The sequence below is a fragment of the Streptomyces sp. NPDC085946 genome (assembly GCF_044540485.1).
Taxonomy (GTDB): Bacteria; Actinomycetota; Actinomycetes; order Streptomycetales; family Streptomycetaceae; genus Streptomyces.
The window spans coordinates 249611-275037 of sequence record NZ_JBITSF010000007.1 but is presented as its reverse complement, the minus strand read 5'-3'; the positions used below and the strand labels follow the sequence as shown (position 1 = coordinate 275037).

General features: G+C 74.4%; 21 protein-coding genes. 13 read left to right on the top strand and 8 right to left on the bottom strand.

Annotated elements, in window-relative coordinates; all coding sequences use genetic code 11:
• Nucleotides 1-9 precede the first annotated feature (9 nt).
• From ilvN to serA, 3 genes are all read left to right on the top strand, one after another.
• Nucleotides 10-534, top strand: a complete 525-nt coding sequence (ilvN, locus tag ACIF8T_RS17125) for an acetolactate synthase small subunit (protein ID WP_400035739.1) — start codon at nucleotides 10-12, stop codon at nucleotides 532-534.
• 119 nt (nucleotides 535-653) lie between these two features.
• Entirely contained in the window at nucleotides 654-1652 is a 999-nt protein-coding gene (ilvC, locus tag ACIF8T_RS17120) for a ketol-acid reductoisomerase (protein ID WP_400035737.1), read from the top strand.
• A gap of 266 nt (nucleotides 1653-1918) precedes the next feature.
• The gene (serA, locus tag ACIF8T_RS17115) at nucleotides 1919-3508 is read left to right on the top strand and encodes a phosphoglycerate dehydrogenase (protein WP_400035735.1); all 1590 of its coding nucleotides are present in this window, start codon (nucleotides 1919-1921) and stop codon (nucleotides 3506-3508) included.
• 456 nt (nucleotides 3509-3964) lie between these two features.
• Here serA and ACIF8T_RS17110 read toward each other — a convergent pair whose 3' ends face one another.
• The 5 genes from ACIF8T_RS17110 to ACIF8T_RS17090 form a co-directional block, all read right to left on the bottom strand.
• The gene (locus ACIF8T_RS17110; protein WP_400035733.1) at nucleotides 3965-4654 is read right to left on the bottom strand and encodes an ATP-binding cassette domain-containing protein; all 690 of its coding nucleotides are present in this window, start codon (nucleotides 4652-4654) and stop codon (nucleotides 3965-3967) included.
• Nucleotides 4651-5619, bottom strand: a complete 969-nt coding sequence (locus tag ACIF8T_RS17105) for an ABC transporter ATP-binding protein (protein ID WP_400035731.1) — start codon at nucleotides 5617-5619, stop codon at nucleotides 4651-4653. Before ACIF8T_RS17105 ends, ACIF8T_RS17110 begins: the two co-directional genes overlap by 4 nt.
• A complete protein-coding gene (locus ACIF8T_RS17100) occupies nucleotides 5609-7345 on the bottom strand; it encodes an ABC transporter permease subunit (RefSeq protein WP_400035729.1) in 1737 nt (578 codons plus the stop codon). The genes ACIF8T_RS17105 and ACIF8T_RS17100 overlap by 11 nt, the downstream gene beginning before the upstream one ends.
• Entirely contained in the window at nucleotides 7342-8832 is a 1491-nt protein-coding gene (locus ACIF8T_RS17095) for an ABC transporter substrate-binding protein (protein ID WP_400035727.1), read from the bottom strand. The genes ACIF8T_RS17100 and ACIF8T_RS17095 overlap by 4 nt, the downstream gene beginning before the upstream one ends.
• A gap of 151 nt (nucleotides 8833-8983) precedes the next feature.
• The gene (locus ACIF8T_RS17090; protein ID WP_400035726.1) at nucleotides 8984-10255 is read right to left on the bottom strand and encodes a PucR family transcriptional regulator; all 1272 of its coding nucleotides are present in this window, start codon (nucleotides 10253-10255) and stop codon (nucleotides 8984-8986) included.
• A 145-nt stretch (nucleotides 10256-10400) separates the two neighbouring features.
• Here ACIF8T_RS17090 and ACIF8T_RS17085 point away from each other — a divergent pair, with 145 nt between their 5' ends.
• Together ACIF8T_RS17085 and pruA are read left to right on the top strand one after the other, a co-directional pair.
• Nucleotides 10401-11327, top strand: a complete 927-nt coding sequence (locus ACIF8T_RS17085) for a proline dehydrogenase family protein (RefSeq protein ID WP_400035724.1) — start codon at nucleotides 10401-10403, stop codon at nucleotides 11325-11327.
• Between the two features lie 50 nt (nucleotides 11328-11377).
• A complete protein-coding gene (gene pruA / locus ACIF8T_RS17080; RefSeq protein WP_400035722.1) occupies nucleotides 11378-13009 on the top strand; it encodes an L-glutamate gamma-semialdehyde dehydrogenase in 1632 nt (543 codons plus the stop codon).
• A gap of 94 nt (nucleotides 13010-13103) precedes the next feature.
• On the opposite strand, the gene ACIF8T_RS17075 is transcribed toward pruA, so the two are convergent.
• Nucleotides 13104-14051 (bottom strand): NADP-dependent oxidoreductase, encoded by a 948-nt coding sequence (locus tag ACIF8T_RS17075; RefSeq protein ID WP_400035720.1) that lies wholly within the window; start codon nucleotides 14049-14051, stop codon nucleotides 13104-13106.
• A gap of 52 nt (nucleotides 14052-14103) precedes the next feature.
• Between ACIF8T_RS17075 and ACIF8T_RS17070 the strand changes: the two genes are divergently transcribed.
• Together ACIF8T_RS17070 and ACIF8T_RS17065 are read left to right on the top strand one after the other, a co-directional pair.
• Entirely contained in the window at nucleotides 14104-14634 is a 531-nt protein-coding gene (locus ACIF8T_RS17070; protein WP_400035718.1) for a GNAT family N-acetyltransferase, read from the top strand.
• A 263-nt stretch (nucleotides 14635-14897) separates the two neighbouring features.
• Nucleotides 14898-15029, top strand: a complete 132-nt coding sequence (locus tag ACIF8T_RS17065) for a hypothetical protein (protein ID WP_086014670.1) — start codon at nucleotides 14898-14900, stop codon at nucleotides 15027-15029.
• A gap of 52 nt (nucleotides 15030-15081) precedes the next feature.
• Here the strand turns inward: ACIF8T_RS17065 and ACIF8T_RS17060 are convergent, their stop codons facing one another.
• Nucleotides 15082-16644 carry a purple acid phosphatase family protein gene (locus tag ACIF8T_RS17060; RefSeq protein ID WP_400035716.1) on the bottom strand — a complete coding sequence of 521 codons (1563 nt, stop codon included), beginning with the start codon at nucleotides 16642-16644 and terminating at the stop codon, nucleotides 15082-15084.
• A 132-nt stretch (nucleotides 16645-16776) separates the two neighbouring features.
• Between ACIF8T_RS17060 and ACIF8T_RS17055 the strand changes: the two genes are divergently transcribed.
• Both ACIF8T_RS17055 and ACIF8T_RS17050 read left to right on the top strand, forming a co-directional pair.
• On the top strand, nucleotides 16777-17820 hold the full coding sequence (locus ACIF8T_RS17055) for a 3-isopropylmalate dehydrogenase (protein WP_400035714.1): 1044 nt from the start codon (nucleotides 16777-16779) through the stop codon (nucleotides 17818-17820).
• Nucleotides 17821-18071: 251 nt separating this feature from the next.
• Nucleotides 18072-19160 carry a branched-chain amino acid aminotransferase gene (locus ACIF8T_RS17050; protein ID WP_400035712.1) on the top strand — a complete coding sequence of 363 codons (1089 nt, stop codon included), beginning with the start codon at nucleotides 18072-18074 and terminating at the stop codon, nucleotides 19158-19160.
• 198 nt (nucleotides 19161-19358) lie between these two features.
• Here the strand turns inward: ACIF8T_RS17050 and ACIF8T_RS17045 are convergent, their stop codons facing one another.
• Nucleotides 19359-20804: a cytosine permease gene (locus ACIF8T_RS17045; RefSeq protein ID WP_400035710.1), complete on the bottom strand. Its 1446-nt coding sequence runs from the start codon at nucleotides 20802-20804 to the stop codon at nucleotides 19359-19361.
• Between the two features lie 144 nt (nucleotides 20805-20948).
• Between ACIF8T_RS17045 and ureA the strand changes: the two genes are divergently transcribed.
• From ureA to ACIF8T_RS17025, 4 genes are all read left to right on the top strand, one after another.
• On the top strand, nucleotides 20949-21644 hold the full coding sequence (gene ureA, locus ACIF8T_RS17040; RefSeq protein WP_400035708.1) for an urease subunit gamma: 696 nt from the start codon (nucleotides 20949-20951) through the stop codon (nucleotides 21642-21644).
• Nucleotides 21641-23353, top strand: coding sequence for an urease subunit alpha (locus ACIF8T_RS17035; protein WP_400035706.1), 1713 nt, complete (start codon nucleotides 21641-21643; stop codon nucleotides 23351-23353). Before ureA ends, ACIF8T_RS17035 begins: the two co-directional genes overlap by 4 nt.
• 11 nt (nucleotides 23354-23364) lie before the next feature.
• Complete coding sequence (locus ACIF8T_RS17030) at nucleotides 23365-24414, top strand: agmatine/peptidylarginine deiminase (RefSeq protein WP_400035704.1); 1050 nt, start codon at nucleotides 23365-23367, stop codon at nucleotides 24412-24414.
• A gap of 62 nt (nucleotides 24415-24476) precedes the next feature.
• Nucleotides 24477-25079, top strand: a complete 603-nt coding sequence (locus ACIF8T_RS17025; RefSeq protein WP_400035702.1) for a TetR/AcrR family transcriptional regulator — start codon at nucleotides 24477-24479, stop codon at nucleotides 25077-25079.
• The last annotated feature ends 348 nt before the right edge of the window (nucleotides 25080-25427 follow it).

Below are 25427 nucleotides of genomic sequence, written 5' to 3'. Positions count from 1 at the left end.
GAACGAGACATGTCCAAGCACACGCTCTCCGTGCTGGTGGAGAACACGCCCGGCATCCTCGCCCGGATCGCCGCCCTGTTCTCCCGCCGCGGCTTCAACATCGACTCGCTCGCGGTCGGCGTCACCGAGCACCCCGACATCTCCCGCATCACCATCGTGGTGAACGTCGAGGACCTGCCGCTGGAGCAGGTGACCAAGCAGCTCAACAAGCTCGTCAACGTGCTGAAGATCGTCGAGCTGGAGCCCGCCCAGGCCGTGCAGCGCGAACTCGTCCTGGTGAAGGTGCGCGCCGACAACGAGACGCGCGGCCAGATCGTCGAGATCGTCCAGCTGTTCCGCGCCAAGACCGTCGACGTCTCCCCGGAGGCCGTGACCATCGAGGCCACCGGCTCCGGCGACAAGCTGTCCGCGATGCTGAAGATGCTGGAGCCGTACGGCATCAAGGAACTCGTGCAGTCCGGCACCATCGCGATCGGCCGCGGCGCCCGTTCGATCACGGACCGGTCGCTGCGCGCCCTCGACCGGTCGGCCTGACGACACGTCCGGGCGGCCGGGGACACACCGGCCGCCCGCATACCGAGACCCCGAGCCTTCCCTTCCGCCCGCCGTCATACGGTGGGACGCAACACCTGCACTCAAGGAGAGAACCCAAAGTGGCCGAGCTGTTCTACGACGCCGACGCCGACCTGTCCATCATCCAGGGCCGCAAGGTCGCGGTCATCGGGTACGGCAGCCAGGGCCACGCCCACGCGCTGTCGCTGCGCGACTCGGGCGTCGACGTGCGTGTCGGTCTGCACGAGGGCTCCAAGTCCAAGGCCAAGGCCGAGGAGCAGGGCCTGCGCGTGGTGAGCCCGTCCGAGGCCGCCGCCGAGGCCGACGTCGTGATGATCCTGGTGCCGGACCCCATCCAGGCCCAGGTCTACGAGGAGCACATCGCCCCGCACCTGAAGGACGGCGACGCGCTGTTCTTCGGCCACGGCTTCAACATCCGCTTCGGCTTCATCAAGCCCCCGGCCGGCGTGGACGTCTGCATGGTCGCTCCGAAGGGCCCGGGCCACCTGGTGCGCCGTCAGTACGAGGAGGGCCGCGGCGTTCCCTGCATCGCCGCCGTCGAGCAGGACGCCACCGGAGGCGCCTTCGAGCTGGCCCTGTCGTACGCCAAGGGCATCGGCGGCACCCGCGCCGGCGTCATCAAGACGACCTTCACCGAGGAGACCGAGACCGACCTGTTCGGTGAGCAGGCCGTCCTGTGCGGTGGCACCGCGGCGCTGGTCAAGGCGGGCTTCGAGACGCTGACCGAGGCCGGCTACCAGCCGGAGATCGCCTACTTCGAGTGCCTGCACGAGCTGAAGCTGATCGTCGACCTCATGTACGAGGGCGGCCTGGAGAAGATGCGCTGGTCGGTCTCCGAGACCGCCGAGTGGGGCGACTACGTCACCGGCCCGCGGATCATCACCGACGCCACCAAGGCCGAGATGAAGAAGGTCCTCGCCGAGATCCAGGACGGCACGTTCGCCCGGCAGTGGATGGACGAGTACCACGGTGGCCTGAAGAAGTACAACGAGTACAAGCAGCAGGACTCCGAGCACCTGCTGGAGACCACCGGCAAGGAGCTGCGCAAGCTCATGAGCTGGGTCGACGAGGAGGCGTGAGCCGACCGCCCGAGGGGCCGGAGCACCGCGCTCCGGCCCCTTCGGCGAACCCCGGGTAACGTCGGTGGTACGGCGTTGTCCACCCCGTCCAGCCACGGACGGGTGATCCTTCCGCAGAGGCGTAAGACGACCCGCGCCGCGCCACTACACTGCTGCACAACATACGCGTCAGGCCCACAGCGTCGTGCGTCTTCCACGCGGCCACCACCCCTCCACCGCCTGCGGCCGTCGGGACGGCCGTCCGCAATGGACATGCGAGGACTCACGTGAGCTCGAAACCCGTCGTACTCATCGCCGAAGAGCTGTCGCCCGCCACCGTCGACGCACTGGGGCCGGACTTCGAGATCCGCCACTGCAACGGAGCGGACCGGGCCGAGCTGCTCCCGGCCATCGCCGACGTGGACGCGATCCTGATCCGTTCGGCCACCAAGGTCGACGCCGAGGCGATCGCCGCCGCGCACAAGCTCAAGGTCGTCGCACGAGCCGGCGTCGGCCTGGACAACGTGGACGTCTCCGCCGCCACCAAGGCCGGCGTGATGGTCGTCAACGCCCCGACCTCCAACATCGTGACCGCCGCCGAGCTCGCCTGCGGCCTGATCCTCGCCACGGCCCGCAACATCCCGCAGGCCAACGCCGCGCTGAAGAACGGCGAGTGGAAGCGCAGCAAGTACACGGGCGTCGAACTGGCCGAGAAGACCCTGGGTGTCGTGGGTCTGGGCCGGATCGGCGCCCTCGTCGCACAGCGCATGTCCGCCTTCGGCATGAAGGTCGTCGCCTACGACCCCTACGTGCAGCCCGCGCGCGCCGCGCAGATGGGCGTCAAGGTGCTGTCGCTGGACGAGCTGCTGGAGGTCTCCGACTTCATCACCGTGCACCTGCCCAAGACCCCCGAGACGCTGGGTCTGATCGGCGAGGAGGCGCTGCGCAAGGTCAAGCCGGGCGTGCGCGTCATCAACGCCGCGCGCGGCGGGATCGTCGACGAGGAGGCGCTGTACTCCGCCCTCAAGGAGGGCCGGGTCGCCGGCGCCGGCCTCGACGTGTACGCCAAGGAGCCGTGCACGGACTCGCCGCTGTTCGAATTCGACCAGGTGGTGTGCACCCCGCACCTCGGCGCGTCGACCGACGAGGCGCAGGAGAAGGCCGGCATCGCCGTCGCCAAGTCGGTGCGGCTCGCGCTCGCCGGCGAGCTCGTGCCGGACGCGGTCAACGTCCAGGGCGGTGTCATCGCCGAGGACGTCAAGCCGGGCCTGCCGCTCGCCGAGCGCCTGGGCCGGATCTTCACCGCGCTCGCCGGCGAGGTCGCGGTCCGCCTCGACGTCGAGGTGTACGGCGAGATCACCCAGCACGACGTGAAGGTGCTGGAGCTGTCCGCGCTCAAGGGCGTCTTCGAGGACGTCGTCGACGAGACGGTGTCCTACGTCAACGCCCCGCTGTTCGCGCAGGAGCGCGGCGTCGAGGTGCGGCTGACCACCAGCTCCGAGTCGCCCGACCACCGCAACGTCGTCACCGTGCGCGGCACCCTCGCGGACGGCGAGGAGGTGTCGGTCTCCGGCACGCTGGCCGGTCCGAAGCACCTGCAGAAGATCGTCGCGGTCGGCGACTACGACGTCGACCTCGCGCTCGCCGACCACATGGTGGTGCTGAAGTACGAGGACCGCCCGGGTGTCGTCGGCACCGTCGGCCGCATCCTCGGCGAGGCGGGCATCAACATCGCCGGCATGCAGGTCGCCCGCGCGGCCGTGGGCGGCGAGGCGCTGGCCGTGCTGACCGTGGACGACACGGTGGCGGCCGGGGTGCTGGCCGAGCTCGCCGAGGAGATCGGCGCCACCTCCGCCCGGTCGGTCAACCTGGTCTGATCTGAGCCGAGCCGACGCCGGACGGGCCGAGTGCCCGTCCGGCGTTTCTCGTGCGCGGCGCCGTGCCGGGGAGGCGGTGCCCCGCGCACGGGTCGCACGGGCCCCTTCGCCGGACCCGTGCCTTTCTCCGCGGCCGCCCGCCGCAGGGTGACCGCCGCCGGCACCGCGGCCCCCGCGAGAACCGCCGCCCCGCGAGCGAGGCACCCCGCATCCCGCCGGTGGACGCCTCCCGCGCCGCCGTCGCCGGGGTGTCCCCGCTCGGCCCGGGCGCGGCGCGGGGCCGGGCGGGGACCGGTCCCGCCGCTCACGGGCGGACGGGAGGAGGACGTGTCCGACGGGACCGCCGGCACCCTCGGCGCCTTCTGCGTGATCCCGATAACGGGCCTGATCGCCCGGTGGTCCTTCGACCCGGGGACCGCCCCGGGGCCGGCCGGCTCACCGCGGGACCGCGCCGGGCTACCGGGGCCGCCACTCGGCGGTGAGCCGCCCGTCGCGCATCTCCAGCACCCGGTCCGCGACGTGCCTCAGGACCGCCCGGTCGTGGCAGATGAACAGGTAGCCGAGGCCGAGGTCGTCCTGGAGGTCGGCGAGCAGGTTGAGCACCCCCGCCCGCACCGACGGGTCGAGGGACGAGACCGGTTCGTCGAGGACCAGCAGGCGCGGCTCGGAGGCCAGCGCGCGGGCGATGCCGGCGCGCTGGCACTGGCCGCCGGACAGCTCGTGCGGACGGCGGTCGCCGCAGGACGGGTCCAGCCCGACCCGGTCCAGGAGCGCGGCGACGCGCGCCGGGCCGTCGGCGTCCCAGCGGCCCTGGACCTTCAGCGGTTCCGCGAGCGCGTCCCGGATGCGGTGGCGCGGGCTCAGCGACCCGTACGGGTCCTGGAAGACCGGCTGCATGCGCGGGCGCAGCGGGCGCAGCGCGCGCTCGGGCAGCGCCGTCAGCTCGCGGCCCTCGAAGCGGACCTCGCCGGCGTCGGGGCGGCGCAGCTGGAGCACCGCCAGGGCCGTGGAGGTCTTGCCGCAGCCGGACGGGCCGTTCAGGGCGAGGGTCTCGCCGGCGGCCAGGGTGAACGAGACGCGGTCCACGGCGGTGCGCCGGCCGTGGCGGACGACGAGGTCGCGGACGTCGAGCAGGGGACCGGTCATGCGGACGGCCGCTCCCGGAGGAACAGCCCGGTCGCCGGGTGGGGGATCTCCTCCCGGCGGTGGCACGCCACCAGGCGTCCGTCCGCCTCCCGCGGCTCCGGGTCCGTCTCGTGGCACACGTCCGCCGCGAGCGGGCAGCGCGGGGCGAACGCGCAGCCCGGCGGCAGGGCGTCCGGGGCGGGCGGCGTGCCGCGCAGGGCGGGCAGGCGCCGTCCGCGCGGCGCGTGCCGCGGGAGGGAGGCGAGCAGGCCCGCCGTGTAGGGGGCACGGGGACGGTCCAGGACGGCGGCGGCCGGGCCGAGTTCGGCGAGCCGCCCGGCGTACAGGACCAGTACGCGGTCCGCGTGCCGCCGTACGGCGTCCATGTCGTGGGTGACCAGGACGAGCGCGGCGCCGGTCGCCTCGCGCCGCTCGGCGAGGACCCGCAGCACCTGGTCGCGGTGGTCCTCGTCGAGCGCGGTGGTGGGTTCGTCGGCGACCACGATCTCCGGTTCGTTCACCGTCGCCATGGCGATGACCGCCCGCTGCCGCATGCCGCCGGAGTACTCGTGCGGGTAGGCCCGCGCCCGGCGGGCGGCGTCCGGGATGCCGACGCGCTCCAGGGCCGCGACCGCCCGGGCCCTGGCCTCCCGCCGGGAGACCCGCGCCACCGACCGTACGGCGGCGGCCAGTTGGTCGCCCACCGGGTGCACGGGGGAGAGGGCGGACAGGGCGTCCTGCGGGATCAGGGAGATGTGGCGGCCGCGGTGGGCGGCCAGGTCCGGGCGGATCCCGCCGCCGCGCACCGCGCCGCGCGGCAGCATCCCGAGCAGGGCGCGGGCGGTGAGGGACTTGCCCGCGCCCGACTCGCCGACCAGCGCGAGCACTTCGCGCGGGCGCACGTCGAAGGAGAGGCCGCGCACGGTCTCCACGCCGTCGAAGGCGATACGCAGATCGCGGACCGAGAGCAGGACGTCAGACGCCAACGGTGGCCTCCTTCGGGTGGGGGACGTGCCGTGCGGCGCGGCCCCGCGCGAGGGACGCGGCGGACACCGCCAGCCCCGTCAGCAGGGCCAGCGCCACCGCCGGGGCGAGCGCGGCCCACGGCGCCCGCTCCACGTAGGCGCGGGACTCGTCCAGGAGCAGGCCCCACTCGGGGGCGGGCGGCCGGGCGCCCAGGCCGAGGAAGCCCAGCGAGGCCAGCGCGAGGGCGATGCCGGGCAGCCGCAGCAGGGCGTGCCGGGCGACGGGCGCGGCGACGGACGGCAGGACGTGCCGGGTGAGGATCCACCACGGCGGGGCGCCGATGGCCCGCTGGGCGGTCAGGAACGCCGACGCCCGCACCTCCTGGGTGAGCGCCGCCGTGTGCGCGGCCAGCGGCGGCCAGGAGACCAGCGCGACCGCGAGGGCCGCGCCGCCGGTGCCGGGCCCGGCGGCGGCCGCGACCAGGATGCCGACGATGACCGGGGGCAGCGCGTTGGCGATGTCCGCCGCGCCCGCCGCGACGCCCGGCAGGAAGCCGAGCGCCAGACCGGCCACCAGGCTGAGCAGGCAGACGGCGGCGGCCGTGCCGACCGTCGACGCGGCGCCGTGCCCGAGCCGGGCCAGCACGTCACGGCCGAGGCCGTCGGTGCCCAGCGGGTGCGCCCAGGACGGCGCGGCCAGCCGCAGCGCGGTGTCGACCGTGTACGGGTCGCGCAGCAGGCCCCAGCCGACGGCCCCGGCGAGCGCGGCGAGCAGCGCCGCCGGGACCGCCGGATGGGTGCGGACCGGGCGGGCCGGGGGCAGGGCGAGCCCGGCGGCGTCCAGGGCGGGACCCAGCAGCCGGCGGCGGACGACCGCGGCGGCGGCGCCGGTGACCAGGCCGAGCAGCAGCAGCGCCAGGACCGCGCCCTGGAGCAGCGGCAGGTCCTGCGCCTTGGCCGCGCCGAGCGCCGTACGCCCGATGCCGGGCACGGCGAACACGGTCTCGACGGCGACCGCGCCGCCGGCCAGCCCGACGGCGGCCATCGCGCACTGCGGGGCCAGCGACGGCAGGACGCGGCGCAGCGCGGCGCCCGCGATCCGGGCCCGGCCCACCCCCGCGCCCCGCCAGAGCTGGGCCCACCGCTCGTCGAGCACGGCGGGCAGCGCGTCCGCGACCAGACGGCCGAGCAGCCCGCCCGCGGGGACGCCGAGGGCGAGGGCGGGCAGCACCAGGTGCGACGGGCCCTGCCAGCCGGACGTCGGCAGCCACCCCAGCCAGACACCGCAGACCAGCAGCGCGACGGTGGCCAGCAGGAACTCCGGCACGGCGGCCGGCATCGCGGCGAGGGCCCCGGCCGAGCCCCGCCCCCGCACCAGCACGGGCGCGACCAGCGCGCACGCCAGCAGCACCGCCACGGCCAGCGCGGCGCCCATCAGCGTCAGCGACACCTGGAGCCCGGAGATCACCGAGGGCAGGACGTCGGTGCCCGACACCCAGGAGGTGCCGAGGTCGCCGCGCACCAGGCCGGACGCCCACCCGCCCAGCAGCCCCACGGGCCCGGCGTCCAGGCCGAGGTCGCGCCGTACGGCGTCCAGGGCCTCCCGGGTCGGCTCCTGCTCGGCGGAGCGGGCGCGCAGCACCGTCAGGGCGGGGTCCCGGCCGGAGAGCCAGGGCAGCAGGCCGACGGCGGCCAGGACGGCGAGGAGGGACAGGGCGCGGGTCGTCCCCGCGGCGGTGGGCCTCACCTGACGTAGGTGTCCGCCGTGACGAGCTCGCGCTCGCGGGGGTCGTGGGCCGCGCCGACGACCCCGGCGGCGTCGCCCTGGATCACGCGCTCGTGGAGCAGGGGGACGGCCGCGTCGGTGGCGAGCACGGCGGCCTCGGCCTCGACGACCGCCCGGCGCCGGGCGTCCCCGGTCGGCGTCCCGCCCGCCTTCTCCAGGGCCTTGTCCACCCGCGGGTCCGCCAGCCGGGAGATGTTGAAGGAGCCGTCGGAGGCGAAGTCGCTGTAGAGGTAGGCGGCCGGGTCGCCGGAGTCCAGCACGGTGGCGCGGGAGAGGACGAAGGCGTCGAACGCGCCCGCCAGCGCGTCGGACTCGATCGCGGCGTACTCGCGCACGTCCAGCTTCACCTCGAACCCGGCCTTCTGGAGCTGCTGTTGCAGGGCGGCGGCGACCTCGGGCAGTTCGGCGCGGTCGGTGAAGGTGCCGATGGTGATGGTCCTCCCGGCCGGGTCGCCGGCCTCCGCCGTGCGCCGGACCGGCTCGCGCAGTCCGGCCGCCCAGGGCAGCGCGGGCCCGAGCAGCCCCTCCGCGACGTCGGCGCGGCCCTCGTACACGCCCGTCACGATCGACTCCGCGTCGACGGCCTCGCGGGCGGCCGCGCGCAGGGCGGGGTCCTCGAAGGCGCCCTTCCCGGTGTTGAGGTAGAGGGTGTTGGTGCGCGGCATGGGGACCTCGGTGACCAGGTCGCGGTCGAGGACGGCGGCCTGCGAGACCGGCACCGCCTCGACGATGTCGGCCTCGCCGCTGCGCAGGGCGGCGGCGCGTGCCGTGCCGTCCGGCACGAACCGCACGTCGATGCCGGGCGCCTTGGCCCTGCCGCCCCAGTAGGCGTCGTAGCGGTCCAGGCGGGCGGCGGAGGTGCCGTCGACCTCCACCAGTTCGAAGGGGCCGGTGCCGGCGCCGACGGGGTCGACCGTCTTCCCCCGGTACGCCTTCGCCGCGAGGACCGCCAGCTGCGGGGAGCTCAGCCGCTGCGGGAGCAGGGGGTCCTCGGCGGCGGTGGTGACGGTGACCTCGTCGCCGTCGGCCCGCGCGGTCAGGTCGACGCCGTCGAGGATGCGGGGCTTGGGGGAGGCGCCGGCGGCCCGGGTGAGGGAGGCGACGACCGCGTCGGCGGTCAGCCGCGTGCCGTCGTGGAAGGTGACCCCGTCGCGGATCGTGAAGGTCCAGCTCCGGCCGGACCGCCGCCACCCGGTGGCCAGCGCCGGCCGCGCGTCGCCCTCGGCGTCCAGCTTCACCAGCGTCTCGGCGGTGGCCCAGCGGGACAGCTTGAACGCGTCGTCGGAGAGCGGGGAGAGGCCGGAGCGCGGGGGCTGCATCATCGCGACGCGGATCCGCTTGCCCCCGGTGCCGGTGTCCGACGGGCCGGCCGGCGCGAAGCATCCGGTGAGCAGGACGCAGGCCGCGGCGGTCGCGGGCAGCGGGACGAGACGGGCGGGGACGCGCACGGAACACTCCGGTCAGGGGCGGGGCGAGGGGCGATGAGGGGGGCGCGGTGATTGAGCGCGCAACGACCGTAGCACGATGACAATCGTTTTCAATACCGGGCCCGATCGCGCCCCTGCCGCCCGGCGGCCGGCCCGCGGAGGCCGGCGCCCCTCACAGGCGGGCGGTCTTGAGCGCCATGTGCAGCAGCAGCCGGTCCTCGCCGTCGTCCAGGTCCAGGCCGGTCAGCTTCTCGACGCGGGACAGCCGGTAGTAGAGGGTCTGGCGGTGGATGCCCAGCTCGGCGGCCGTGCGGGCGGCCTGGCCGGCGCAGTCGAGGTAGACCTCGGCGGTACGGGCGAGGTCGCGGTGGACGGCGGAGAGCAGGGGGCGGACGGCGGGGTCGTGGGCCGCCTCCGCCGGAAGGGCGGTGAGCAGCCGGAACGGACCGATCGACGCCCACCGGGCGACCGGGCCGAAGCGGGGCTCGGCCAGCGCCGCGCGAGCCGCCGCCGACGCCTCCCGCCAGGCCGCGCCCAGGTCCGCGAGCCCGCTGCGCGGGGTGGCGACCCCGGCGGCCGGGCCGGACGCCCGCGCGGGACCCGGTGCCGTTCCGGCGCGGGGCGCCGCGCCCGGCTCCCGCGTCCCGCCCCCGGCCCGCTCCAGCAGCCGCGTGGCCGCCGCCGTCGCCGGGGCCAGGACGTCCGCCGAGCGCAGCCGGAGCAGCAGGGCCAGGCTCTGGCCGGTGGCGCCCCACGGCACCGTGCACAGCGCCGTCGCTCCCGGCACGGTCCGCACCGAGGGGGCGTCGTCGGGGTCGGCCGAGGGCCAGGGCGCCACGCACACCACCGTGTGGAGGGCGTCGGCGCGCACGCCCAGGGCCGTGCGCAGCTCCGCCACCGCCATGTCGCGCTGCCAGTCCCGCTCGGCGGTCAGCACCGCCCGCAGCTCCCGGCTGAGGTCCGCGCCGTGCTGGGCCTCGTCCGCGAGCAGCGCGCCGATCCGGGCCGCGACCCCCATGGCCGCCGCCAGCTGCGCCGCGCCCGGCCCCGGGTCGTCGTCCAGCAGCCAGACGTAGCCGAGGACCACGCCCCGGTGGCGCACCGGCAGGCAGACCCGGCCCCGGTACACCCCGGCCTCCGGGGACGGCGGGATGCGGACCGGGCCGGTGGCCCGGGTGATGCCGAAGCCCTCGAACCAGGCGCGGACGGCGGGCGTCGAACGGCGGGTGAGGATCGAGCGGGTGCGCACCGGGTCCAGGGCGGACGGGTCGAGGTCGCCCTCGCTGTCGTACGCGCCGAAGGCGATCAGCTCGAAGTCGCGGTTCTCCAGTGTCGCCGGCGCGCCGAGCAGCTCCGAGATCTCGTCGACCAGCTCCTGGTAGGCACCCCTGAAATCCGACGTCACCCCGCCATTGTCCCGTACGGCCGCCGGGCCTTCATACATCTGTCTGAGATCCGCGGCACGGATGCGTGACAGCTGTCGATGGCCGACGATCGGAGGGATCCTTAGGTTTCACGGTGGTTCTCCGTGCCGTACCCGAATGGTCGGGCAACGGCCCCTTCGGTGCTTGTGTCTGTGGAGGTGCCCCGTGCTGGGTCCCGTGATTCTCGCCGCGTCGCGCAGCGACCGGATGCGCCGTCTGATCTCGGCGGCTCCCGGGACCAGGCAGGTCGTCGACCGGTTCATCCCCGGCGAGACGGTCGACGACATCCTGCCGGTCGTCGAGGAGCTCACCGGCAAGGGCCTGGAGCTGACGATGGACGTCGTCGGCGAGGACATCACCACCCCCGAGCAGGCCGCCGCCGCCCGCGACGCCTACCTGGAGCTGATCGACCGGCTCAAGCCGCTGGAGCTCGGCACCCGCGCCGAGATGTCGGTGAAGCTGTCGATGTTCGGGCAGGCCCTGCCGGGCGGCCACGAGCTGGCCCTCGCCAACGTGCGCCCGGTCGTCGAGGCCGCCGCCGCGATCGGCACCACGGTCACCCTCGACGCCGAGGACCACACCACCCTCGACTCGATGTTCGCCATCCACGAGGAGCTGCGCAGGGACGTCCCGCAGACCGGCTGCGTCATCCAGGCCTACCTCTTCCGCACTGAGGCCGACGCCCGCCGCCTCGCCGACAGCGGCAGCCGCGTCCGCCTGGTCAAGGGCGCCTACAAGGAGCCCGCCTCCGTCGCGTACCAGGACAAGCACGAGATCGACAAGGCGTACGTCCGCGTCCTGCGGACCCTGATGGACGGCGACGGCTACCCGATGATCGGCTCGCACGACCCGCGCCTGATCGCCGTCGCCCAGGAGCTCGCCCACCGCGCCGGACGCAAGCTCGACGAGTACGAGTTCCAGATGCTGTACGGCATCCGCTCCGAGGAGCACCTGCGGCTGGCCGCCGAGGGCCACCGCATGCGCGTCTACACCGCCTACGGCACCGACTGGTACGGCTACTTCATGCGGCGCCTCGCGGAGAAGCCGGCGAACCTGCGCTTCTTCGCCCGCTCGCTCGTCACCAAGGGCTGAACCACCGGCCGAGCCCGCCCCACCGCTCACCTCAAGGAGTTACGGAAAACATGGACGCTGTGACCCAGGTCCCCACCCCCGTCAACGAGCCGGTGCACGGCTACGCGCCCGGCTCGCCCGAGCGCTCCCGGCTGGAGGCCAAGCTCAAGGAGCTGGCCGACAACCCCATCGACCTGCCCTGCACCATCGGCGGCGAGCAGCGGATGGGCGGCGGCGAGGCCTTCCAGGTCGTCCAGCCGCACAACCACCGGGCCGTCCTCGGCACCTACCGCAACGCCACCCAGCAGGACGCCCGGGACGCCGTCGACGCGGCCCTGGCCGCCGCGCCCGCCTGGCGCGCGATGTCCTTCGACGACCGCGCCGCGATCATCCTGCGCGCCGCCGAGCTGCTGGCCGGCCCCTGGCGCGAGACCCTGGCCGCCTCCACCATGCTCGGCCAGGGCAAGACCGCCCAGCAGGCCGAGATCGACACCCCCTGCGAGCTCGTCGACTTCTGGCGCTTCAACGTCCACTACGCCCGCCAGATCCTGGCCGAGCAGCCCCCGGCCAACGCGCCGGGCGTGTGGAACCGCCTCGACCACCGCCCGCTGGAGGGCTTCGTCTACGCGATCACGCCGTTCAACTTCACGGCGATCGCCGGCAACCTGCCGACCGCGCCCGCGCTCATGGGCAACGTCGTGGTGTGGAAGCCGTCCCCCACCCAGACCCACGCCGCCGTGCTGCTGATGCGGCTGCTGGAGGAGGCCGGTCTGCCCAAGGGCGTCATCAACCTCGTCACCGGCGACGGCATCGCGGTCTCCGAGGTCGCCCTGAACCACCGCGACCTGGCCGGCATCCACTTCACCGGCTCGACCAAGACCTTCCAGTACCTGTGGAAGACGGTCGGCGCCAACATCGAGAAGTACCGCGCCTACCCGCGCCTGGTCGGCGAGACCGGCGGCAAGGACTTCGTGGTGGCCCACCCGTCGGCCGACCGCGCGGTGCTGAAGACCGCCCTGACCCGCGGCGCCTTCGAGTACCAGGGCCAGAAGTGCAGCGCCACCTCCCGCGCCTACATCCCGGCCTCCCTGTGGAACTCCGGCTTCAAGGAGGAGTTCGCGGCCGAGGTCGACGGCATCAAGATGGGTGACGTCACCGACCTGTCCAACTTCATGGGCGCCGTCATCGACGAGCGCGCCTTCGCCAAGAACAAGGCCGCCATCGACCGCGCCCAGGAGGACCCCGCCTGCACGATCGTCGCGGGCGGCACCTACGACGACTCGACCGGCTGGTTCGTCCGCCCGACCGTCATCGAGTGCACCGACCCGGAGAACGAGGTCTTCCGCACCGAGTACTTCGGCCCGATCCTCGCCGTGCACGTCTACGAGGACGACCGTTACGACGAGATGCTGACCCAGATGGAGTCGGTCTCCGACTACGCCCTGACCGGCTCGGTCATCGCGAACGACCGCGCGGCGGCGGCGTACACCATGGAGAAGCTGCGCTACGCCGCCGGCAACTTCTACATCAACGACAAGTCGACCGGCGCCGTGGTCGGCCAGCAGCCCTTCGGCGGCGGCCGCGCCTCGGGCACCAACGACAAGGCCGGCGCCCCGCAGAACCTCACGCGCTGGACCCTGACCCGCGCCATCAAGGAGACGCTGGTCCCGCCGACCGACTACACCTACCCGCACATGGGCTGACCCCCCACGGCGCCGACGGGCCGGGCCGCACGGGCCCGGCCCGCCGTCGTGTCCGCCCGGCGAGCGGCCGGACCGGGTCCCGCACCGGGGAGGGTCAGCCGGCCGGGACGAGCACGATGCCGCCCCGCGCGCGTCCCGTCTCGCCCAGCTCGTGGGCCCTGGCCGGGTCGGTGAAGGGAGGGGTCGCCGCCACGTGGAGCCGGATCCGCTGGTCGGCGAGCAGGGCGGCGACCCGGGGCAGGCGCTCGTCCGGGGCGTCCGCCTCCACGACCGCGCACCGCATGCCGCGGGCCTCGGCGTCCTCGGGCGCCAGGCCCAGGTCGGCGGGTACGGCGCAGAGCAGCAGGCCGCCCGGGTGCAGGGTGTCGAGGGCGCGGGGGCCGTGGTCGCCGCCGGCCAGGTCGAGGGCCGCGTCCAGGCCGTGGACGGTCTCCGTGAAGTCGGTGTCCGTGTCGTCGACGAGCGCGTCGGCGCCCAGTTCCCGCACGAAGCCGTGGTCCTCGGCGCGGGCGGCGCCGACGACGTACGCGCCCTCCGCCTTGGCCAGTTGGACCGCCACGTGCCCCGCGCCGCCCGCCGCCGCGTCGATCAGGACGCGGCTGCCCGGGCCGACCCGGGCGGTCTCGACCAGGGCCTGCCAGGCGAGCAGCGCCGCGGTCGGCGCGGCGGCGGCGTGCACGTGGTCCAGCCCGTGCGGCTTGGCGGCGAAGCGCCCGGCGGGCGCCGTGACGTACGTGGCGTGGCCGCCGCCGTCGACCCGGCCGAAGACCTCGTCGCCGGGCCGGAACCGGGTGACGCCCGCCCCGGTCTCCACCACCTCCCCGGACACGTCCTGCCCGGCCGTGAACGGCGGCTCCCCGTAGCGCGGCACCGCCCCCGAACGCGCCAGCCAGTCCGCCGGGTTGACGCCCGCCGCACGGACCCGGACCAGGACCTCGCCGGGAGCGGGCGCGGGGCACGGGCGCTCCTCGATCTCCAGCACGTCCGGTCCGCCGAAGCGGTGCTGGGTGATCACCTGCGCGCGGGGCTGCTGCGCCGACATCGGGTCTCCCTCCGCAAGCCGGACCCTTCCATCGTGCTCGCATACTGAGGTGATGACCACCCGACTGCGCACGGCCCACACCGCGGACCTCGCCCCGGCGCAACTCCGCGCCGTCCGCGCCCTGTTGCACGACGCCTTCGACGGCGACCTCTCCGACGACGACTGGGACCACACCCTGGGCGGCGTGCACGCCCTGGTGGACGACGAGCACGGGCTCGCCGCGCACGGCGCGGTGGTCATGCGGCGCGTGCGGTACGGGGGCCGCTGGCTGCGGACCGGATACGTCGAGGGCGTCGCCGTCCGGCGCGACGTGCGGCGCACCGGACTGGGCGGCCGGGTCATGGACGCCCTGGAAGGGATCGTCGCCCGGGCCTACGCGTTCGGGGCGCTCTCCGCGAGCGACGAGGGCGCCCGGCTGTACGAGGCGCGGGGCTGGCGGGCGTGGGACGGGCGGGTCCTCGCCCTCGGCCCGGACGGGGTGGTGCGGCTGCCGGAGGAGGAGGGCTCCACCTACCTGTGGGCCGCGCCCGCCGGGGCCGACGACGAGCTGGTCTTCGACTGGCGGGACGGCGACGTGCTCTAGGCGTCACCGCAGGTCAGGGCGGTACGGGCCGCCGCCCCGTCTCAGATAGTAGGAAGTCCGAGTAATTGTGGAGACAGATGCCTTTCCCTCGCCTACGTTTGTAGGAGCCGAACGTCTCGCCGACCCAGCGAACGGCGGTCGTGAGCCGGACCCCGTCAGGCAACCCCTGCGGCACCGCTCCCCGCCCATCTGGGGGCCCGCCCACGCCCATGAGGCGGTGGGGGAGTCTCGCACCTCCCTTTCCTCGAAGGAGCCGATCTCCCATGGCCGAGACGACCGTCCGCCGCCGCGTGCGCCACGCCTCCCGCACGACCGAGTCCGACCGCAAGAACGCCGCCGCCGCCCTCCAGCGCGCCCTCGACCGCCGGGACAACGGCGGCTCGACCGGCCACTGAGCCGCCCCCCAATACCGGGAGCCGCACCCGCGCTTCGGGGTGCGGCCCGGCCTCACCCGCCGCGCCGCACCTCGAAGTGGTCGATCCGCTCGCCGCTCTGCGCGAGCGCCGACACCTTCAGCCGCGGGGCCGCACCGCTCACCGCCTCCACCGCGAGGAACGAGAAGCCGGTGTAGCGCACCCGCGACCACCCCACCGTCTCGTCCCTGCGGTCCCTCGACCGGGTCCACGCGAAGGACGCGACCGACTCGCGGTCCCTGACGTGTCCCTCGTAGCTGTCCTCGACGCCCGCGGGGAAGCCGTAGAGGGTCTTGCCGCCCCCGCCGGCGGTGACGTACACGGTCCCGTCCCGCCGCGGGTCCGTCGACGCGCCGATCGGCACCGGCTTGCCGACCTCGCCGTTCCTGACGGCGTCGGTCCGCTCGTACACGTGGTTGTGCCCGTTGATCACCAGGTCCACCTGGTGCCGGGCGAACAGCGGCACCCACTCGGCGCGCACCCCGCCGTCGGAGGCGTGCGTCGACGTGGAGTAGGCGCAGTGGTGGAAGAAGACGACCACGAAGTCGACGTCCCGCGCCGCCCGCAGCTCGCCGAGCGTGCGGTCCAGCCACCGCGTCTGCCGGCCGCCCGAGCAGCCGAGGTTGGCGGGGATCTCGTACGACACGTCGTTCGCGTCCAGCGCGACCACGCCGACGTTGCCGTAGGTGAACGCGTACACGCCCGGCGCGGTGCGCGGGTCGAAGCCGCTGTCCGGCAGGGCGAAGCGGGCGTACTGGCCGCCGTAGCCGTCCGGGGAGTACCAGGCCTCCATGTCGTGGTTGCCGGTCGTCACCATCCACGGCACCGACCGCGCCACCGGCTCGGTCTGCTTCAGGAACAGGTCCCACTGGGTGGCGTCGAAGGCGTCCGCGTCCTTGCCCCGGCCGGTGGGGTTCGCGTAGCAGATGTCCCCGGCGTGCAGGTGGAAGGCGGGGTTCTGGCGCAGCAGCACCGGGTTGTTGGCCGCCGCGTCCCCGCTCACCCCCTGGTCGCCGAAGGCGGTGAACACGAAGCTCTCCGGCGGGGCCGCGGGCGCGGTGCGGAAGGAGTGCACGGTCGACCGGCGCCCGGACGAGGCCGGGTCGAAGCCCTCGTGGCCGACGCCGTAGTAGTACGTCGTGCCCGGCCGCAGGCCGTCCAGGGCCGCGTGCACGTAGTACTGCTCCACCGCCGGCCGCGTCCCCCGCACCCCGGGCGTGTACAGGTCGCGCAGCTCCGCCTCCACCCTGGCGCCCAGGTCGTCGGGGCGCAGCCCGACGCGCACGAACGGCGCGCGCACCGCGAGCGGCACCTGCCAGGAGACGCGCATCTGCGTCCTGGGGTCGGCGCCGAAGGCGAGGTGGCGGCCGAACGGGGTGACGACGGAACCCGGGGCCCTGGAGGTGGCGGGCGCGGGGCGGGTGCCGGCCGTCGCCGGGCCCGGCCCCGAGCACCCCGTGAGCAGTCCGCTCGCCACCGCCCCCGCCGTCACCAGCGTGCGGCGCCGGGACAGCCGTGTCCGCAGGTACTCGTGCTGCTCCGCCATGCTCATCCGCTGCGCGAGCCGGGGCGGGATGCCGAAGTCGGGTATCTCCATGACGGCGAATGTCCCAGCACCGGCCGACGCCCGCCCCACCCCTGGGTGAACGGCGGCCGACACCCTGGCGCGGCCTGTCCGTATGACGGACGGTGCGTGTCATCCCATGGGACGAGGAGTAGGGTGCCCCGCATGTCTCGCAGCATCAATCTCGCAGTGATCCCCGGTGACGGCATCGGCCAGGAGGTCGTGGCCGAAGGCCTCAAGGTCCTCTCCGCCGTCCTTCCGCAGGATGTGAAGCTGGAGACCAAGGAGTACGACTTCGGCGCCCGGCGCTACCACGCCACCGGTGAGACCCTCACCGACGCCGACCTCGACGCCCTGAAGAAGCACGACGCCATCCTGCTCGGCGCGATCGGCGACCCGAGCGTCCCCTCCGGCGTCCTGGAGCGCGGCTTCCTGCTCAAGCTCCGCTTCGCCTTCGACCACCACGTCAACCTGCGGCCCTCCAAGCTGCTCCCGGGGGTGGACACGCCGCTGAAGGGCGAGCCGTCCATCGACTTCGTGGTGGTCCGCGAGGGCACCGAGGGCCCGTACACCGGCAACGGCGGTACCATCCGCAAGGGCACGCCCCACGAGGTCGCCACCGAGGTCTCCGTGAACACGGCCTTCGGTGTCGAGCGCGTGGTCCGCGACGCCTTCGCCCGGGCCCAGGCCCGCCCGCGCAAGAAGATCGCGCTCATCCACAAGAACAACGTGCTGACCTTCGCCGGCCACCTGTGGACGGACGTCTTCACCAAGGTGGCCGCGGAGTACCCCGACGTCACCACCGAGTACATGCACGTGGACGCGGCGACCATCTACCTGGTCACGCAGCCCGAGCGCTTCGACGTGATCGTCACCGACAACCTCTTCGGCGACATCGTCACCGACCTCGCCGCGGCCGTCTCCGGCGGCATCGGCGTCGCCGCGAGCGGCAACATCAACCCCTCCGGCGAGTACCCCTCGATGTTCGAGCCCGTGCACGGCTCGGCCCCGGACATCGCGGGCCAGGGCAAGGCCGACCCGACCGCCACCGTGCTGTCCGTCGCCCTGCTGCTGCGCCACCTCGGCCACGAGGCCGAGGCCGCCCGCATCGAGGACGCGGTCGCCGCCGACCTCGCCGAACGCGTCGGCAAGCCCGCCCGCAGCACCTCGCAGATCGGCGACGCGCTCGCCGTACGAGTAGCCGGCTGACCCGCCGCGCTTCTCCTCCAGCACACGAAGCCGCCGGGTCCCTTCCGCGCCCGGCGGCTTCCCCCTGTCCCCGCCGGGTGCCACCATCGACCCCCGGGCCGCGTTCACACCGATTTCTTCCGCCGACTCCGCTTGCGATAATCGAACGCGGAGCCGCCGAATGAGGGAATGCTCGGACGTCCTAGCACTGGCCACCGGCCGTACGGGCGTGGACGCGGCCCGTCACTACAACCGGTGAAGGACATCAATCCATGACGACGCCCACGATCGAGCTCAAGCCCTCCGCCAGCCCCCTCGCCGACGCCGAGCGCGAGGCGATCCTGGCCGCCCCCGGGTTCGGCCGCCACTTCACCGACCACATGGTGACGATCAAGTGGACCGAGGGCCGCGGCTGGCACGACGGCCAGCTCGTGCCGTACGCGCCGATCTCCCTGGACCCGGCCACCACCGTCCTGCACTACGCGCAGGAGATCTTCGAGGGGCTGAAGGCCTACCGCCAGCCCGACGGCTCGGTCGCCACCTTCCGCCCGGAGAAGAACGCCGAGCGCTTCCGGAGCTCCGCCCGGCGCCTGGCGATGCCCGAGCTGCCGGTCGAGACGTTCATCGAGGCGTGCGACGCGCTGGTGCAGCAGGACAAGGCGTGGGTGCCGGCGCACGGCGGCGAGGAGTCGCTCTACCTGCGCCCGTTCATGATCGCCACCGAGGTCGGGCTGGGCGTCAAGCCCGCCAACGAGTACCTGTTCCTCGTCATCGCCTCCCCGGCCGGCGCCTACTTCCCCGGCGGCGTCAAGCCGGTCTCCATCTGGGTCTCCGAGGACCGCGTCCGCGCCGTCCCCGGCGGCATGGGCGACGCCAAGACGGGCGGCAACTACGCGGCCTCCCTGCTCGCCCAGGCCGAGGCCGCCAAGCAGGGCTGCGACCAGGTCTGCTACCTCGACGCGGTCGAGCACCAGTGGGTCGAGGAGCTCGGCGGCATGAACCTGTACTTCGTGTACGGCGACCGGATCGTCACGCCGTCCCTCACCGGTTCCATCCTGGAGGGCGTCACCCGCGACTCGCTGCTCACCGTCGCCCGCGACCTCGGCTACACGGCCGAGGAGGGCCGGATCTCCGTCGACCAGTGGCAGCGGGACGCGGAGGACGGCTCCCTGACCGAGGTCTTCGCCTGCGGCACGGCGGCCGTCATCACCCCGGTCGGCACCGTCAAGCGCGCGGGCGCCGAGTGGCACCAGAGCGGCGGCGAGCCCGGCGAGGTCACCCTCCGCCTGCGTCAGGCCCTCCTGGACATCCAGCGCGGCACGGCCGAGGACCGGCACGGCTGGATGCACAAGCTGGGCTGACCGGGAGACCCGGCCGGCTCCGGCCGGCCGGGCCCTCGTCCTCCGTCGCGGGCGGGACGCCCCCGCCCGTCGAGCGGCTCGCCCCCGGTGCTCCGGCCGGGCTCGTGACGCGTCCGCCTCCCGGGCGGGACGCGGACGGTGAGGCCCGGGCCGGACGGCCGTCCCCGTCCGGCCCGGGCCGCTCGTGTGCCGGGCCGTCTAGCGTCCGGCGGTTCCCGCCGCGGCGGGGGCGGTGTCCGGGGCCGTCGCCGCGGGCGCCGGGCCGGCCTCCCGGGCCGTCCAGGCGAGGTAGACGACGCCCCCGACCAGCCCCGACAGCAGGAAGCTGCAGTCCACCCCGCCGGTGTACGCCAGCAGCGGGCCCTCGTACGAGGGCAGGGCCACCGCGAGCAGGCCGACGGCCGCGCCCAGGGCCCAGGACACCGTGGCGGGGACGTGCCAGCCGGCCGTGTACCAGTAGGTCCCGCCCCGGGCGCGGCGGTTGAAGACCTGGAGGGCGTCGGGGTCGTACACCCCGCGGCAGCGGGCGAAGCCGATGAGGGTGATGACCGCCCACGGCGTGCCGATCGCCGTCAGCAGCAGGACGAAGGACGTCATCGCGTCCTGCGCGGTCGAGGCGTAGTGGCCCGTGAAGACGCAGGCCGTGGCGATGACGGCGACGACGTGGGTGGCCGTGGCGCGGGAGGCGCGCGGCACGATGGCGTCCAGGTCCAGGCCCATCGAGTACAGCATCAGGCCCGCGTTGCCGACCGATCCGGCGGAGGCGGCCAGCAGCAGCGGGACCAGGTACCAGGTGGGCGCGGCGTCGACCAGCGGGCCCGCGTAGTCGAGCGCGGCGCGGGCCGCGTACGAGGTGAAGGTGCCGAACAGCTGCGGCACCAGCAGGCCCAGCATCAGGCCCAGCCAGGTCGCGTGCAGGACGCGCCGGGAGGAGTGGCGGGCCGGGGAGATGTAGCGGGTGTAGTCGCCGAGCAGGGTGATGAAGGCGATCGGGCCGGACAGGCCGGCGGCCACCGCCGCCAGCAGCCAGGTCGGCCAGAAGGAGCCCAGCAGGTAGCCGCCCGCCTCCGGCAGGGCGGCCGTCGTGAAGTCCGGGGCGTACGCGACCAGGCCCAGCACCAGCAGGGCCGTCATGCCGACCGCCAGGACCCGGGACATCGCGAGCAGCACCCGGTAGCCGTACACCGCGCCCGCGACCGTGGCCGCCGCGAGGAGCCCGTAGACGACGGCGTACGACGCGTCGCCCGTCGGCAGCCCCGTCAGCCGGCCGAGCACGCCCACCACCACGTCGCCGCCGATCCACACGGTCAGCGCGGTGTAGCCGAGGGCCAGCAGCAGGCCGACCACCGAGCCGACGAGCCGGCCGCGCACGCCGAACTGGGCGCCGGAGGAGGTGGAGAGGTTGGTCGCGGTGCGCAGCGAGATCAGCGCCAGCGGGGCGGTGAGGGCGGTGCCGACGACCGTACCGGCCACGACCGAGCCGACCGACGCCCACCAGCCCAGGCCGAAGGAGGGCGGCAGCCAGCCGAAGACGATCACGCCCAGGCAGAGGTTGGAGCCGAGCAGGATCGACACGAGGTCGCGCGGCCCGCTGGTCCGCTCCTCCTCGGGGATGGTGTCGACCCCGTGCTGTTCGATCGGCATGACTGGTCTCCTTCGGCGGCCGCGCTGTGCTTTGAACGCCGCTCAATGTGACGTGCCCCTTGTCCACCCGTCAATGGTTGGCTTGCGGGAACCTGATGTTTAGAGTGATGCTCTAAACCCCGGAAGGCAAGGAGGTGCCGGGACGTGAGACTGACCCCCACGGAGCGCGACCGGCTGCTGCTGTTCTCGGCGGCGGAGCTGGCCCGGGCCCGCAAGGCCCGCGGCCTGCGGCTCAACGTGCCGGAGGCGACCGCGCTGATCGCCGACACCGTGTGCGAGGCGGCCCGTGACGGCGCCCGGCTCGCCGAGGCCGTGGCACGGGCCCGCGCGGTCCTCGGCCCGGACGACGTGCTGCCGGGCGTCGCCGACGTCGTCACCGAGGTGCACGTGGAGGCCGTCTTCGACGACGGCTCACGGCTCGCGGTCGTCTCCGACCCGATCGGGGGCGGGCTGGGAGAGCGGGCGCCGGGCGCCCTGCTGCCGGGACCGCAGCACGCCGACCCCGAGGCCGTGGTGCGGCTGACGGTCACCAACACCGCGGCCGTACCCGTCTCCGTCACCTCCCACTTCCACTTCTTCGAGGCCAACCCGCGCCTGGACTTCCCGCGCGCCCGGGCCTACGGCATGCGGCTCGCGGTCCCCGCCGGATCGTCCGTCCGCTTCGGGCCGGGCGAGAGCGCGGAGGTCGGGCTCGTGCCGATCGGCGGCGAGCGGATCGCCGTCGGCTTCGCCGGACTCGTCGACGGGCCGCTGGACGCCCCGGGGGCGAAGGAGGAGGCCCTGCGGCGGGCCGCGGCCTGCGGATACCTGGGCGTCGCACCGGAAGGAGACGGGCGATGAGCCGCTCGAAGGGCCGGGAGATCAGCGAGTCGGTCCGCATCGACCCGTACGCCTACGCCGCCACCCACGGCCCCCGCGCCGGCGACCGGATCCGGCTCGGCGACTCCGGGCTGGTGATCCGCGTCGAGTCCGACTCCCAGCGCCCCGGCGACGAGTTCCTCGCCGGGTTCGGCAAGACCGCCCGCGACGGGCTGCACCTGAAGGCGGCGGCGGTCCGGGAGACCTGCGACGCCGTCATCAGCAACGTCGTCGTGATCGACGCCGTGCAGGGCGTGCGCAAGGTGTCCATCGGCATCCGGGAGGGCCGGATCCACTCGATCGGGCGGGCCGGCAACCCCGACACCCTCGACGGCGTCGACGTCGTGGTCGGCACCGGCACCTCGATCGTCTCCGGCGAAGGGCTCATCGCCACCGCCGGGGCCGTCGACACCCACGTCCACCTGCTGTCGCCGCGCATCATGGAGGCCTCGCTCGCCTCCGGCGTGACCACGGTCATCGGGCAGGAGTTCGGCCCGGTGTGGGGCGTCGGCGTCAATTCCCCGTGGGCGCTGCGGCACGCGTTCGGCGCCTTCGACGCCTGGCCGGTCAACATCGGCTTCCTCGGCCGCGGTTCGTCCTCCCACCCCGCCCCGCTGATCGAGGCGCTGGCCGAGGGCGGCGCGTCCGGCTTCAAGGTCCACGAGGACATGGGCGCCCACACCCGCGCGCTGGACACCGCGCTGCGGGTCGCCGAGGAGCACGACGTGCAGGTCGCCCTGCACAGCGACGGCCTCAACGAGTGCCTGTCGGTGGAGGACACCCTGCGCGTCCTGGAAGGCCGCACCATCCACGCCTTCCACATCGAGGGCTGCGGCGGCGGGCACGTCCCCAACGTCCTGAAGATGGCGGGCGTCCCGAACGTCATCGGCTCCTCCACCAACCCCACCCTGCCCTTCGGCCGGGACGCCGTCGCCGAGCACTACGGCATGATCGTCTCCGTCCACGACCTCAAGACCGACCTGCCCGGCGACGCCGCCATGGCCCGCGACCGGATCCGCGCCGGGACCATGGGCGCCGAGGACGTCCTGCACGACCTGGGCGCCATCGGCATCACCTCCTCCGACGCGCAGGGCATGGGCCGCGCCGGCGAGACGGTCCGCCGCACCTTCGCCATGGCCGGGAAGATGAAGGCCGAGCTCGGCGCCCCCGAGGACCACGACAACGAGCGGGTCCTGCGCTACATCGCCAAGCTCACCATCAACCCCGCCATCGCCCACGGCCTCTCCCACGAGGTCGGCTCGATCGAGACCGGCAAGCTCGCCGACATCGTGCTGTGGCGGCCGGAGTACTTCGGTGCCAAGCCGCAGCTCGTCCTCAAGGCCGGCTTCCCCGCCTACGGCGTGGTCGGCGACCCGGGCGCGGCCACCGACACCTGCGAACCCCTCGTCCTGGGACCGCAGTTCGGCGCGCACGGCGCGGCCCCGGCCGACCTCTCGGTCGCGTTCGTCGCGCAGGCCGCCCTCGACCAGGGCCACGACAGCCTGCCGACCCGCCGCCGCCGGGTCGCGGTGCGCGGCACCCGCGGCATCGGCCCGGCCGACCTGCGGCTGAACTCCCGTACCGGCAGCGTCGACGTCGACCAGCGCACCGGCCTGGTCACCCTCGACGGCGCACCGCTGCGCTCCGAGCCCGCCGACTCCGTCTCCCTCAACCGCCTGTACTTCCTGTGAGGACCCGCCCGATGACCACGCCTGCCGCCGACGGCTTCCGCATGCCCGCCGAGTGGGCCCCGCACGAACGGACCTGGATGGCCTGGCCGGGCGCCAACGCCACCTTCGACGACGCCGGGGACCTGGCCGCCGCCCGCGCCGCCTGGGCGTCGGTCGCCCGCGCGGTGCGCCGCTTCGAACCGGTGACGGTGGTGTGCGGGCCGGGGCAGTCCCCGCAGGCGCGGGCCCTGCTCGGCGAGGGCGTCGAGACGGTGGAGCGCGAGCTCGACGACGCCTGGATGCGCGACATCGGCCCCACCTTCCTCACCGACGCCGCGGGCCGGCTGGCCGCCGTCGACTGGACGTTCAACGGCTGGGGCGCCCAGGACTGGGCGAGCTGGGAGCACGACGCGAAGATCGCCGCGTACGTCTCCGACCTCGCGGGGGCGCGGACGTACACCTCGCGGCTCGTCAACGAGGGCGGCGGCCTCCACGTCGACGGCGAGGGGACCGTGCTGCTCACCGAGACCGTGCAGCTGGGTCCCGAGCGCAACCCCGGCTGGACGAAGGAGGAGGTCGAGGCGGAGATCCACGCCCACCTCGGCACCCGCAAGGCGATCTGGCTGCCGCGCGGCCTGACCGGCGACTACCCCCCGTACGGCTACGGCACCCTCGGCCACGTCGACATCGTCGCCGCCTTCGCCCGGCCCGGCGTCGTCGTGGCCCACGTGCAGCCCGACCCGGCGCACCCCGACCACGAGGTGACGAAGGAGACCGTCGGGCTGCTGAAGGCGCAGACGGACGCGCGGGGCCGCCGCCTGGAGGTCGTCGAGGTGCCCGCCCCGACCGTCCTGGAGGCCGACGGCCACTGGGCCGACTACTCCTACATCAACCACTACCTGTGCAACGGCGGCGTCGTCCTGTGCGCCTTCGACGACCCGCGCGACGAGCTCGCGGCGGACATCTTCCGCCAGCTCTTCCCCGGGCGGACGGTGACGCCGGTGGACGCCCGCACGATCTTCGCGGGCGGCGGAGGCATCCACTGCATCACCCAGCAGCAGCCGAAGACGGCGGTCCGGTAGAACGTACGGGTGAACGAACGCCACGGGACCCCCCTCCTGCCCGCGGCGGGGCGGGCCGCCGGATGAGCCCGCCCCGGCGCACCCCCGCCCCGCCGCGCGAGCAGGTCCTCGCCGCCGCCATGGAGATGATCGCCGGGCGCGGCCTGGAGAAGCTCACCATGGCCGCGCTCGGCCGCGAGGTCGGCATGAGCAGCGGCCACCTCCTGTACTACTTCCACTCCAAGGACGAGCTGCTGCTACGGACCCTGGAGTGGAGCGAGGGCCGCCTCGGCGCCGAACGGGCCCGCCTGCTCGCCCGCCCCGCCACGGCCCGCGAACGCCTCGACGCCTACGTCGACCTGTACGTGCCCGACGGCCACGGCGACCCGCACTGGACGCTGTGGATGGAGGTCTGGAACCGTTCGAGGAACGCCGGCGACGACGCCCGCGACCGGCAGGCCGCCATCGAGGGCGCCTGGCACCGCGACCTGGTCGCCCTCCTCGCCGAGGGCGTCTCCCGCGGCGAGTTCCGGACCGTCGACCCCGACCGCTTCGCGTCCCGGCTGCGCGCCCTCCTCGACGGCTTCTCCATCCACGTGGCGATCGGCCTGCGCGGCACCGACCGCGCGCAGGTCCTCGGCCACGTCGGGGAGTTCCTCGCGGAGAGCCTCCTCGCGGACGCGTGAGCGCACGCCCGGGCCGCACCCGCCACGTCGGACCGGCCCGGGCCGGCGGCGCCCGCGACGGGTCCGCCGCCGGCCCGCGCCGGCCGGCCCTCCGCCCGCATCCTGAGACGGACGGCGAGCACGGGGACGGGGTGTGCCAGACTGCCCCCGTGCTCTCGTTCGCCACGATTATTGGCAGCAGGCGCGCCGGTCCGCAGTGACCGCCCAGCACGAACCGGTGCGGGCGGACACCGTCGTCCTCGACCCGCGCGCAAACCTCTCGCACCCGCGAGAGGTTTTTCGCTTTTCTGGCCCACCCACAGCCGGAGGCGAAGGCGCGAGGGATCATGGGGGGATGGTGGAGCCGGT